8 protein-coding genes are annotated in these 12,807 nt (G+C 74.1%); 5 read left to right on the top strand and 3 right to left on the bottom strand.

What is annotated here, in order from left to right; genetic code table 11:
• Positions 1-41: 41 nt before the first annotated feature.
• Positions 42-4,370 carry a SpoIIE family protein phosphatase gene (locus Actob_RS24540; RefSeq protein WP_284914155.1) on the top strand — a complete coding sequence of 1,443 codons (4,329 nt, stop codon included), beginning with the start codon at positions 42-44 and terminating at the stop codon, positions 4,368-4,370.
• Positions 4,371-4,490: 120 nt separating this feature from the next.
• Positions 4,491-6,704, top strand: a complete 2,214-nt coding sequence (locus Actob_RS24545; protein ID WP_284914156.1) for a putative bifunctional diguanylate cyclase/phosphodiesterase — start codon at positions 4,491-4,493, stop codon at positions 6,702-6,704.
• Here Actob_RS24545 and Actob_RS24550 read toward each other — a convergent pair.
• A complete protein-coding gene (locus Actob_RS24550; protein WP_284914157.1) occupies positions 6,651-7,517 on the bottom strand; it encodes a phosphotransferase family protein in 867 nt (288 codons plus the stop codon). The two genes, Actob_RS24545 and Actob_RS24550, sit on opposite strands and share 54 nt — an antisense overlap.
• Positions 7,518-7,608: 91 nt before the next feature.
• The gene (locus Actob_RS24555) at positions 7,609-8,298 is read right to left on the bottom strand and encodes a CBS domain-containing protein (RefSeq protein ID WP_284914158.1); all 690 of its coding nucleotides are present in this window, start codon (positions 8,296-8,298) and stop codon (positions 7,609-7,611) included.
• Between the two features lie 132 nt (positions 8,299-8,430).
• Between Actob_RS24555 and Actob_RS24560 the strand changes: the two genes are divergently transcribed.
• Genes Actob_RS24560 through Actob_RS24570 form a run of 3 tightly spaced genes read left to right on the top strand, consistent with a single transcriptional unit; the run spans position 8,431 to position 11,608 of the window.
• On the top strand, positions 8,431-9,318 hold the full coding sequence (locus Actob_RS24560; protein WP_284914159.1) for a universal stress protein: 888 nt from the start codon (positions 8,431-8,433) through the stop codon (positions 9,316-9,318).
• On the top strand, positions 9,315-11,147 hold the full coding sequence (locus Actob_RS24565; RefSeq protein ID WP_284914160.1) for a GNAT family N-acetyltransferase: 1,833 nt from the start codon (positions 9,315-9,317) through the stop codon (positions 11,145-11,147). The genes Actob_RS24560 and Actob_RS24565 overlap by 4 nt, the downstream gene beginning before the upstream one ends.
• Before the next feature lie 11 nt (positions 11,148-11,158).
• Entirely contained in the window at positions 11,159-11,608 is a 450-nt protein-coding gene (locus tag Actob_RS24570) for a universal stress protein (protein ID WP_284914161.1), read from the top strand.
• A 58-nt stretch (positions 11,609-11,666) separates the two neighbouring features.
• Here Actob_RS24570 and gap read toward each other — a convergent pair whose 3' ends face one another.
• Positions 11,667-12,683 carry a type I glyceraldehyde-3-phosphate dehydrogenase gene (gap, locus tag Actob_RS24575; protein WP_284914162.1) on the bottom strand — a complete coding sequence of 339 codons (1,017 nt, stop codon included), beginning with the start codon at positions 12,681-12,683 and terminating at the stop codon, positions 11,667-11,669.
• Positions 12,684-12,807 lie beyond the last annotated feature (124 nt).

A 12,807-nucleotide genomic window follows, 5' to 3' on the forward strand; every position in this document is an offset into this window, starting at 1 on the left:
ATATTTGAGCCTTGTCACTTTGGCCGGGCGGAGGTCGCACCGTGAGCGACACCGAGCCGGCCCGGCGCACCGTGAGCGACACCGAGCCGGCCCGGCGCACCGTGCGGACCGAGCCGCCGGAGCGTGATCCCCGCCCGGTGCGGCTCGCGCAGTGGTCTGCCGATCTGTTCCGGGACAGCGACGACGGCATCTTCGTGGCCGACGAGGACGGCGTCGTGCTGGAGGTCAACGACGCCTGGGCGCGGATCGTCGGATACGGGCGCGACGGTGCTCCCTACCGTCCACCGCATCCCTGGTGGCCGGAGTCCGGGGACAGCGCCGAGTCCCATGCCCAGCTGGACGCCGCCCTGGCCCGGTTACGCGGCGGGGGCAGCGGATCCTACGAGGTCCGGTTCCGGCACCGGACCGGCCGCCGGCTCTGGGTGTCGATCACCGCGACGTCGGTGCCCGATCCCGGGTCGGCGCGACAGCTGCTGGTCGGCACCGCCCGCGACGTCACCCAGGAGCGGGCCGTCCGGCGGCGGCAGCAGCTCGCCGTCACGTTGTCCCAGCGACTCAACGACGCGGCCGAGGCCGACGAGGTCCTCCGGCTGCTGACCCACGATCTGGCCGAGATGTTCGACGCCGAGGTCCGGCTCACCGTCCACGACGCCGAGCCGGCCACCGACCCGCGCACCGGCGACGGGACGGCGCCGCACGATGCGGTCCGGCCGGCGACGGCATCGACCGGCCCGGTGCCCGGCGTGCCGGCCAGCATCCGGGCCGGTCGCCGGGAGTGGCGGCTGTGGATCGCGTTCGCCGAGGCACGCCCGGTCACCGGCGAGGAGCACCTGGTGCTCGGTCTCGCCTCGACCGCCGCGGCCCAGGCCTTGCAGCGGCTGCACACCCGCGACGAGCAGCGGCGACTGACCGATCGGCTGCGGTCGGCGGCGGCCAGCGCCGCCGAACAGGCGCGGGCCTGGCAACGCGAGGCGGCCACCCAGACCGAGCAGACCCGCGCCGAACGCCGGTTCCGCTCGCTGGTGGAGGCGACCAACACGGTGGTCTGGTCCCGTGACCCGGACGGCATGATCAGCGAGCCGCAGGACTCCCTGGCGCGCTACACCGGTCAGCCGTGGCCGGCCCATCGGGGAGCCGGCTGGCTCGACATGGTTCATCCCGACGACCGCCCCGGGCTGGCGACGGCGTTGCCGACGGCCGCCGGGGCGGAGCCACCCGGCGAGGTCGGCTTCCGCCTCTGGCACGCCGGCAGCGGCACCTACCGGCACGTGCTCGGCCGGGCCGCCGCCATCCGGGACCAGCGGGGTGACCTGGTGGAGTGGCTGGGCACCATCACCGACGTCCACGCTCAGGTGGCGGCCGAGCAGGACGTCCGCCGGACCACCGCGATCATCGACGCCATCCTGCGGGAGGCGCCGGTCGGCATCGGGTGGGCCGACCTCGACCTGCGCCTGCGGCACATCAACCCGGCGCTGGCGCGGATCAACGGCCGGTCCGTCGCCGACCACCTCGGGCGGCGCCCGGCCGAGCTGTGGGAGGAGGCCGGCCCGCGGATCGAGGAGCTGATGCGGCGGGCGATCGAGCACGGGCCGGTGACCGGGGTGGAGTTCACCGCGCCCGAGCCGGGCACCGGGCTGGTACGACACCGGGTGGCGAGCTACTTCCCGATCCGCATCCCGGGCTCGGCGCAGGACGTCGGCGTCGGGTTCACCATCGTCGACGTCACCGAGCGGACCCGCCTGCTGCAGGCCCTCGGTGAGCAGCGCACCCGGTTCGAGCGGCTGGTGGACACCGACGTGCTCGCGGTCTTCGGCGGCATCGACGAGGCGATCACCGAGGCCAACGACGCGTTCCTGACCATGCTGGGACACACCCGGGACGACCTGAACCGGGGCCGGCTGCGCTGGCCGGACCTCACCCCGCCCGGCTGGGAGGACGCCGACCGCCGGTCCCTCGAGGAGCTGAGCGGCACCGGCCGGTCCCGCGCGTTCCCCAAGGAGTACCTGCACGCCGACGGGCACCGGGTGCCGGTGCTGATCGGCGTGGTGGCGCTCGACCAGGCGCCGCTGCGCTGGCTGGCGTACGCCGCCGACCTGACCGCCGAGCGCGCCGCGCAGGCGGAGTCCCGGCTCTTCCAGGCCCTGGTGGAACGCTCCGGTGACCTGATCGCGGTGGCCCGGCTGGACGGCTCGGTGCGCTACGTCAATCCCGCCGGGCTGCGGATGACCGGGCACACCGACGCCCCCGGGCGGCTCACCGATCTCATCGGGGAGCCGCTGGGGACCCGTGCCGCGGACCGGCCGTCGTCGGTGCAGCGCACGATCCGGGCGCTGCCCACCGGCCGGACCGGGGTCCCCGCCGAGGTGGACCTGCAGGCCTTCACCGTCGCCGGTGACACCGAGGCGACCCCGCACCTCGCGATCGTGGCCCGCGACGTCACCGATCGCCAGCGGACCCTGCGTCAGGCGGAGGCGCTGGCCCGGCTGGCCGGCGCGCTGAGCGCCGCCACCGACCGCACGGCGGTCACCGACGCGGTGGGCCGGCTGCTGCCGCCGGTCGTCGAGGCCGCCTCGGCCACCTGGGCGGCGGTCCCGGACCCGGCCACCGATGCCGGCGCGGGCACCGGTACGACCTTCACCGTGCCGGTGGTCCCGAACTCGGCGACCCCGGACGGGTCGGTGCTGCTTCGCTGGCACCGGCCGACCGAGATCGACGATCGGTTGCGCAGTGTGCTGCGGACCGTTGCCGACCTGATCGGCCAGGCACTGCAGCGCACCGACCTGATCGCGGCCGCCTCCGGCATGGCCACGCTGGCCGCGAGGCTCAGCGTCACCCGTACGCCGGACGAGACCATCGCCGTGGTGCTGGCGACGCTCCCGGCGGTGCTCGGCGTGGCCGAGGCGGACCTGCTGGTCCTGGAGCCGGCCGACCGGCTACGGCGGTACACCACCGGCGGCCCGCACGCCGCCGCGCCCACCAGCAGCGACCTGCCGCCGGACGACGCGCGGGCCACGGTGACGGCCCTGCGGTCCGGGCATCGGACGGTCCGGTACACCACCGGGCCGGAGATCGCCACGACGGTGGCGCTGCCGCTGCACGACTCGCAGGGCCGGACGGTCGCCGCGCTCGGCCTCGGCTGGCGGCACCGGCGGCACTTCGGCGCCGACGACCTGGCCCGGCTCGACACCGTGGCCGACCTGTGCGAGCAGACGCTGGAACGGACCAGGCTGGTCGCCGCGGAACACCAGTTGATCATGCGGCTGGCCACCCGCCTGCACCCGGCGTCCGCCAGCGTGCCCCCGGAGCTGGACATCGCCGTCCGATACCGGCCGGCCCTGTCCGGCCTCGGCCTGGGCGGTGACTGGTACGACCTGATCAGCCTGCCCGGCCGCCGCTTCGCCGTGGTGGTCGGCGACGTCGTGGGACACCACATCGACGCGGCCGCCGACATGGCCCAGCTGCGGACCGTGATCAACACTCTGATCCGGCTCGAGGTGCCGCTTGCCGACCTCTTCGCCCGGTTCACCGCCCTGGTCGGGCGCGACTTCTGGGGTACGGCAGTGGTGGCGGTCGTCGACCCGGAACGCGAACGCGCCGACGTCGTCCGGGCGGGACACCCGTACCCGATCCTGCTCGGCGCGGACCTCGCACCGGCGGCGGTGGCGACCACCCGGACCCCGCCGCTGGGCCTGGTGACGCGCCCGGTGCCGGTCACCTCGGTGCCGTTCGCGCCGGGCACCGCACTGCTGGCCTACACCGACGGACTCGTCGAACGCCGCGACGCCGGGTACGACGAGGAGGTCCGTGACCTGCACGCCACCCTGGCCGCCACCAGCCCCGACGCGTCCGCCGAGGGCATCGCCGAGGCCGTGCTGACCGCGTCCCGGCCCGGCGAGGACGACCAGGCGCTGGTGGTGGTCCGGCACCGGCCGCGAACCGGCCGGGGCGAGGCGGACGGCGTCCGTACCTCGTTCACCGCCGGGATGATCGGCGGGCTGCGGCACACCACCCGGGCCGAGGCCGAGCGGGCCGGCCTCTCCCCCGACCGGGCCGAGGACTTCACCATCGCGGTGTACGAGCTGCTCACCAACGCCGTCCGGCACGGCGGCGGGCGTGGCGAGCTGCGGCTGCGCCGCACGACGACGACGCTGACGTGCGAGGTCCGCGACGACGGCACGACCGGCGGCAGCGTGAGCCCCGCGGACACGCCACCCGCGCCGGACTCCCCGGGCGGCCGCGGCCTGTGGCTCGCCCGCCGGCTCGCCGACGAATTGCACCTGCACCCGATCCGGTCCGGCGGCCTGATGGCCACCCTGCTGATGCGGCTCGCCCCGGCACCACCGGACGCCACCCCACACGATCACCAGTGAGTTCTCCGCGGCGCGCCGGGCGCGGGCCGCACGGCGTTCCGGCCCCGAGGGCACTCGCGGCATGCTGTGCTGAGCATCGTGGCAGGTCGCGACTGGCTCACCGGCGGGGGCGCCGGAACCGTGTCTCGCTGGTACCTCGGTGTCGGCGCCCTACTCGGCGCTGCCCTGCTGATGACGCCGGCGTCCTGGCGGATGTGGCTGTACACGCTGGTGGCGGTCATGGTGGTGACCGCCCTGTGCGCCGGGATCCACCGCCATCGGCCGGTGTGGTCACGGCCCTGGTGGCTGCTGGTCGCCACGGTGGGCGCGTCGGTCCTGGCCAACATCGGATGGGCCGCGTCGATGACGCCGAGCGGGGCGCCCCGGTTCCCGTCGGCCGGTGACCTGTTCTACCTCGTGTCGATGGGGATGCTGCTCACCAGCGTCTACTGGTGGGTCCGGCCCGGCCGCTATCGCGGCGGCCTGCTCGACGCGGCGATCGCCCTGGCCGGTGGGGCTGCCGTGGTCTGGGTGGCGGTGGTGGCGCCGTTGCTGTCCGGCGGCCGGTACAGCGGGCTGCGCCTGGCCGGCTACCTCTGCTACGTGGGCTTCGATCTGCTGATCCTGGCCCTGACCGTGCGGGTCGCGGTGGTCTCCCGGGTACGCACTGTGGCATATCGGCTGATGGTGGGCGCCGCGGCGCTGTGGGTGACCGCCGACACCGTCTTCTACGCCACGCTGCCCGACGGCGCGCCGGTCGCTGCCGACTGGGTCCAGGCGGGCTGGCTGACGGCGTACCTCATGATCGGCGCCGCGGCGCTGCACCCGTCGATGGCCCGCAGCACCGGAAGCATGCCGCGCAACGCGGCGTTGCTGACCCGCACCCGCCTGCTGGGGTACGTCGTCCTGAGCATGCTGGTGGCGGGCCTGGCGGTGGCCGAGACAGCCGGTGTGGCGTCCGGCGACGGGGCCTGGCGGGTGATCGTGCTGCTCTGCCTCGGCTGCCTCACCTCGGTGCTGCTGATCGGCCGGCTCGCGCAGCTGGGCGCGGCCCTCAACCAGCGTGCCCACGTGGATCCGCTGACCGGTCTGGGCAACCGGGCCGCCCTGCAGGACGCGCTGGTCCGGCGCACCCCGGAGGAGCGGGTCCTGCTGGTGCTGGACATCGACGGCTTCCGCGACATCAACGCCACCTTCGGGCACAAGGTCGGCGACGCCGTGCTGACCGAGAGCGGCCATCGGCTGCGCGCGGCGACCCCCAGCGACGCCGTGGTGGTCCGGCTCGACGCCGACGCGTTCGCCGTGCTGGCCCGTGGCGGTGAGCAGACCCTGGGCGGCCTGGCCGAACGGCTGCTGCGGGCGCTCGCCGAGCCGTACCCGACGGCCGGACTGACCAGCCGCCGGATCCGGGCCAGCATCGGCGCCGTCGCGATCCGCGCCGGCCAGGACGGCGCCGGCGCGCTGCGCGACGCCGATCTGGCCCTGCGGACCGCCCGGGACGAGGGCAACGGGACAGCCGTCTTCGACCCGGCGGCGTACGCGCGGTGGCGGGCCAACCGCGACCTGATCGCCGACCTGCAGCATGCTCTCGGCACCGACGAGCTGAGCATGCACTACCAGCCGATCGTCGATCTGGAGTCCGGCCGGATCGTCGCGGCCGAGGCCCTGCTGCGCTGGACGCGCCCGGACGGCACCGCGGTCTCGCCCGCCCACTTCATCCCGCTGGCCGAGCAGAGCGGCGACATCACGCTGCTCGGCGAATGGGTCCTCGGCCGGGTCTGCTCGGACCTGACCGGGCTGTGGGCGGCGCACCGGCTGCCGGTGACGGTGAACATATCGGCCCATCAGCTGCGCGACGCCGGCTTCGCCACCCGGCTGCTGGAGCGTCTCGAGCGGGCGGGGCTGCCCGGCGCCGCGCTGATCGCCGAGATCACCGAAACGGTACTGGTCACCACGGTGACCGACGCCGCCACGACGATCAGCCAGCTGCAGCAGCTGCGCGAACACGGCGTACGGATCGCCGTCGACGACTTCGGCACCGGTTACTCGTCGCTGGCCTACCTGCGCGAGCTGCCGGTGGACATCCTGAAGATGGACGGTTCGTTCACGTCCCGGCAGATCGAGGCCGGCAGCCCGCGCGAGATCGCCTTCGTGCGTACCATCGTGGAGCTCGGCCGCAGCCTGGACCTGTGCACGCTGGCCGAGGCCGTGGAGACCGAGGCGCAGGCGCAGCGGCTCCGGGAGCTGGGTTGTCACCTGGCCCAGGGTTACCACTTCGCCCGCCCGGCGCCGGTCGCGGTGCTACACGATCTGCTCGCCGCCCAGCGGGCCCCCTCCACCGGCACCGCGGCGTGACCCGGCGGAACGAAGTTCGCTGAGCCACCGGACGCCGAGCCGGCGGCCGTCGGGGAACCGGTCGTCGCGATCCCAGCGCCACGTGGTGATCATCGCCTGCACGAGGGTCCGGCACTCCCGGAGCAGGCGGTGGTCGACGCCCGGATAGTGGCCGGCGACCTCGTCGGGTGCGTGGGCCAAGTCGAACTCGACCGGCCCCCGGCAGCACGTCTCGAAGTCGATGAAGAGCGGGCCGGCCGCGGTGCGGAGCAGGTTGCCCGGATGAGGCTCGCCGTGCAGGAGCTGCTCGGGCCGCCCGCTGTCGCTGACCGCTCGGCGCAGGCGGTCCAGCGTGCCGGCGAGAAAGGTCCGGTCCGCTCCGGCCAGCTCCGGCGTCCGGTCGCGGGCGGCCACGAGTGTCTGTGCCTGGGCAACCCGGTCCGTGAAGTGCGGGACGGACAGGTGTACCCGGCGCATCCCGGCGTGCAGGCGGTCGAGCGCCTGAGCGTAGTCAGCGGGTGGCATCGCCGCGGTGGTCACCGGTTCGTAGTAGGTCCACAGGGTGATCTCGTAGTCGTCCCGGACGAAGACCCGGGGAGCGGTCAGGGCGGCCACCGGGCTGCCGGCCTCGGACAGCCGCTGGGCGATGTCCACTTCGAGCTGGGCGCCACGATGCGCCGCCGGTGCCACTCGGGCCAGCACGTCGCACGGCCGCAGGCGCAGGGCGATCTTGTTCGAGTTGTGCAGCACGGCGGCGTGGCGGGCGGTCAGGCCGAGCGATGAGGCGCTCGACATGGCCGCCTGTATCGCCCGCTGGACCTGGTACGCCCGCACCGGGACACGGTAACCCGGCCTTCGCCTGCTGAACCGAGCACCTCCGTGAGGCAGCCGCCCGGGCGGCCGGGTCAGCGCACGACCGAGCTTTTCAGTACGCCGCGAACGGCGGCCGCGGACTCGCCAACGTCCGGTCGTCCAGGTCGTACGCGAGGCTCGAGATCACCTCGACCACGCCGGCGACCTGGCGGCTCAAGCGTTCCGCGAGGTCGGCCGACGCCCACCGCTCGACCTTGCCGGACAGGGTGACCACGCCGTCGCTGACCTCGACGGTGACGCCGTCGGCCTCGTCGGCCAGGAACGGGCGCAGCACACCGGCCCGCACGTCGTCCCGGATCTCCTCGTCGCTGCGCAGATAGGTCCGCAGCAGGTCGCCGCGGGAGACGATCCCGACCAGCCGGCCGAGGTCGTCGGTGACCGGCAGCCGTTTGATCTCGTTGGCGTCCATCAGCCGGGCGGTGCGCGCGATCGACATGTCGGCCAGTGCCACCACGGCCGGGGTGCTCATCAGTCCGGCGGCGGTCCGGGCCAACGCCTTCGCCCGCTCACCACGGCGCCGGCGACGCTCGAAGATCCGGGGCTGCTCGTCCCCGCCGTACTCGATCTTGCGGAGCAGGTCGGCCTCGGACACCACCCCGGTGACCCGGCCGAAGTCGTCGACCACCGGGACCGCGCTGATCCGTTTCGAGACCAGCAGGTCCACCAGATCGCGATAGGGGGTGTCCTCGCCGACCGACACCACATCACTGGTCATCACGTCGCCGACCTTCCAGGTCCTCACCGTGCATCCCTCCTTCGCCGCTTTCCTACACCGTGGCCTCCGGCGGGCCCGGCGAGTAGGGACTTCCGGCCCTGATCGGTGGGCATCGACCGGCATGACGATGAGTGTGAAACCGTGGAGAGCGAGGACATCATGCGGACACAGACCGTCGTCGTCGCGGCCGACGGCACCGATGCCAGCCGCGCAGCGATCAGGTGGGCCGCGGCCGAGGCGCAGCGCCGGGAGTGGCCGTTGCGGGTGGTGCACGTGCTGGACTGGAACTGGGGCGGGGCACGCTTCGACGTCGCCGGGCACGAGTACGAGACCGCCCGCCGGCACGCGGACGCCCTCGTCGCCGGGGCCGCCCGGCAGGCGCGCGAGACAGCACCGAAGATCGAAGTGGAAACCGACGTGCTGATCGGTGACGCGGCCGCCCAGCTGATCATCGATTCGGAGTCGGCCGAGCTGATGGTGCTCGGGCACCGGGGCCACGGCGGCTTCGCCGGGCTACGGCTCGGGTCGGTCAGCCAGCGCGTCGCCACCCACGCCCGCTGCCCGGTGGTCGTGGTGCGCGGTGGCACCGGCAACGACGCCCGTCCGATCACCGCCGGGGTCGACGACTCGGACGCGGCCGACGGGGTGCTGGAGACCGCGTTCGCGGCGGCGCACCAGCGCGGCGTGGACCTGGTGGTGATCCGCTCCTACACGCCGCCGTTCCCGCACTACCGGGGCAGTCTGCCGCCGGCCCAGGTGCACACCCCCGCGCAGGACGCCGCCGAACACACCCGGCTGGCCGAGCGGGTGGCACCGTGGCAGGCGAAGTACCCCGACGTCACGGTGGAGATGCTGGTGTCGCACGACAGCGCCGCGGCGGTGCTGGTCGGCGTCTCGCACAGCGCTCAGCTGGTGGTGGTCGGCAGCCGCGGCCACGGCGTGATCGCCGGGACGCTGCTCGGCTCCACCGGCCTGCAACTACTGCACCACGCCGAGTGCCCGGTCCTGATCGTCCGCACCGGCACGAAGCACCGCCCGGCGCGATGAGCACCGGCCCGGTGGACGCGCTCACGGCGGACGGCGGGATCGTGTCGATCCGGCCGGTGACGCCGCGCGACCGCCGGGCCGTCGCCGGCCTGTACGCGCGAGCCGCGCCGGAGAATCTGCGGCTGCGCTTCTTCACCTGGCCCACCGCGGCGACCCTGGCCACCGAGGCGGACCGGCTGTGCCGCCCGCAGTCGCCGCAGTTCCTGGCGATGGCCGCCTACCAGGGTGCCGAGCTGGTCGGCGTGGCCTCCTGCGATCGGCGCGGCGAGGAGCCCCGCGGTGAGTTCGCCGTCTTCGTCGGCGACCGGCACCACGGCCGAGGGATCGGCACACTGCTGCTGGAGCATCTGGCCGCCCGTGCCCGCCGGCACGGCATCACCGAACTGGTCGGCGAGGTGCTGTCCAGCAACGCCGACATGATGAAGGTCGCCCGGGATCTCGGGCCGGACGGCCGGTCCCGGCTGGACCACGGCATCGTGGACGTCACCCTGGACACCGGTGGCGCGGCGGCCCGCGAGGCGGTGGACCGGCGCGACCGGATCGCCGAGCAGGCCTCGCTACGCGCGGTGTTCGCCCCGGCCACCGTCGCGGTGGTCGGTGCCGGGCGCCGCCCGGGTGGGGCCGGCCACGAGGCGTTCCGCGCCTTGCGGGACTACGGGTTCACCGGTCGCCTCTACGCGGTGCATCCCCGCGGCGCCCCGATCGGCGCGACGTACGCCTACCGGACCCTGGCCGACCTGCCCGAGCCGGTGGAACTGCTGGTCATCGCGGTGCCGGCCGATCGAATCTGCGGGGTGCTGCGCGACGGTGCCGCTGCCGGGGCTCGTGCCGCGATCATCCTGACCCCGCTGGGGCCGGACCCCGATGGGCGCCGGCGGGCCGAGTTGCTGCGCCAGGCCCGCTCGCACGGCGTCCGGCTGGTCGGGCCGGGCAGTCTCGGCGTGCTCAGCACTCGGCCGGAGACCCGGCTCAATGCCGGGCTGTTCCCGATCATGCCGCCAGCCGGGCGACTGGCGGTGGCCGTCGAGTCCGGGGCGGCAGCGCTCGCCGTGATCGACCACGCGGCCCGGACCGGCTGCGGGATCTCCCAGCTGGTGTCCCTCGGTGACAAGACCGACGTGGGCGGCAACGACCTGATCGCCTACTGGCACGACGACCCGGCCACCGCCGCTGTCGCCCTGCACCTGGCGTCGTTCGGGAATCCCGCCCGATTCGCCCGCACGGTACGCGAGCTGGCGCGCCACAAGCCCGTCCTGGCGGTGCGTGATTCGCGGGCGCCGGCCGGCGTGGACGAGATGTTCGCACGGGCGGGCGTCGTCCGTACCGAAAATCTGGGTGACCTGATGGACGCGGCCCGGATGCTGACCGGCCAACCGCTCCCCGCGGGCCACCGCCTCGCCGTGGTCGGCGACGCGGGCGGCCTGGTCGCCGCCGCGCACGCCACGACGATCCACGTCGGCGCCGACGCGTCACCGGCGGCCTATGCGGCCACCGCCGACGCCGTGGCCCGCGACGGCGATGCCGACCTGGTGCTGCTCGTTGTCACCGGCACGCGGGTCAACCCGGCCGGGAAGACCCTCGCGGCGCTCGGCCCGGTCGTCGACCGGTATCCACGGTTGCCGGTCGCCGCCGTGGTGCTCGGCGCCGAGGACGTGCCGGCCCGGCTGGGGCGGCGCGGCGTACCGATCTACGACCTGCCGGAGCGGGCGGCCCGGGCGCTGGCACACGCCGCCGGCTACGCGGCCTGGCTGCGGGCGACGCCCGCCGACCCGCCCGGCACCGATCCCGAACCTGGCCCGCGCGCGCTGCGCGGGCCGGCGAGCCCGTGAAGGAGGAAGACATGAACAACCATCTGATCGTCGTCGGCGTGGACGGCTCCGACGGTAGCCGCCGCGCTCTGGACTGGGCGGCCGGCGAGGCCGCCGACCGGGACACCGCGGTGCGTGCGGTGATGGCCTGGTACTGGGACGGTGTCGAGGCGGACGTGCTGACCGCGACCTCCCCCGAGGAACAGCGGCGCCACGCCAGCCAGGTGCTCCACCGGCAGGTCCAGGAGGTGATCGCGGCGCGGGGCACCCACCTGCCGATCACCGCGGAACTCGTCGAGGGCAGCCCGGCCGCGGTGCTGACCACCGCGGCACGCGGCGCCGACCTGCTGGTGCTGGGCAGCCACGGGCACGGCCGGTTGCGCCACTCGGTGCTCGGCTCGGTCAGCGAGGCCGTCATCCGCAAGGCGACCTGCCCGGTGGTGGTGGTCCCGACCCCGGTTCCGGCGAGCATCCCCGAATGAGGTCCACCGATGCGACGGCCGGCGCCCGGATCGGGCGCCGGCCATTCGCTGTCGCCGGTCACGCTCGGGCATCCGCCATCAGGCGGGTCAGGTCGAGCAGCCGGTTGGTGTAGCCCCACTCGTTGTCGTACCAGCCGAACACCTTGGCGAGAGTGCCCTGTGCCTGGGTCAGCCGGGCGTCGAACACACAGGACGCCGGGTCACCGACCACATCGGTGGAGACCAGCGGTGCCTCCGTGTACCGGATGATGCCGTGCATCGGTCCGGCCGCGGCCGCGGCGACCGCCTCGTTGATCCGCTCCGGGGTGACCTCCTCGGCGAAGGTCAGGGTCAGGTCGCTGATCGAGCCGTCGACCACCGGCACCCGCAGCGCCACGCCGTCGAGTTTCCCGTCGAGTTCGGGCAGGACCAGGCCGACCGCCTTGGCGGCGCCGGTGCTGGTCGGAATGATGTTGACGGCCGCCGCCCGGGCCCGGCGGGCATCCTTGTGCGGGGCGTCGAGCACGTTCTGGTCGTTGGTGTACGCGTGCACCGTGGTCAGGTAGCCCCGCTCGATCCCGAACGCCTCGTGCAGCACCTTGACCAGCGGCGCCACGCAGTTCGTGGTGCACGACGCGGCCGACACGACCAGGTGCTCGGCCGGGTCGAAGGTGTCCGCGTTGACCCCGGGCACCAGCGTGGCGTCGGCTTCCTTGCCGGGGGCCGAGATCAGCACCCGGCCGGCGCCCGCCTTCAGGTGGAGCGCGGCGTCGTGACGGGCCCGCAGCTTCCCGGTCGCCTCGATCACCAGGTCGACACCGAGTTCGCCCCAGGGCAGCGTGTCCGGGGTGCGCGAGGCGAACGTCGGGATCCGGTGCCAGCCGACGATCAGCTGGTCGTCGTCCCGCCCGACCTCGGCGTCGAGCCGCCCGAACGTGGAGTCGTACTCCAGCAGGTGGGCCAGGGTGGCCGTGTCGTACAGGTCGTTGATCGCCACCACCCGCAGGCCGCTGTTCACCATGTCCTTGGCGGTCAGCCGGCGCAGGAAGTTGCGGCCGATCCGGCCGAACCCATTGATCGCGATGCGGTAGGTCATCGTCGTCCTCCCCTTTGGTCTCTCCTTTCAGGGTGGTCCGGACAGCCGGGCACGGGCAGGGACGAAAGTCCCGCCCGAAGGCGGCGCCCGCCCCCTCCGCCGGGTCCCGGGACGGACCTACCTT

The sequence above is a fragment of the Actinoplanes oblitus genome (genome assembly GCF_030252345.1).
Classification (GTDB): domain Bacteria; phylum Actinomycetota; class Actinomycetes; order Mycobacteriales; family Micromonosporaceae; genus Actinoplanes; species Actinoplanes oblitus.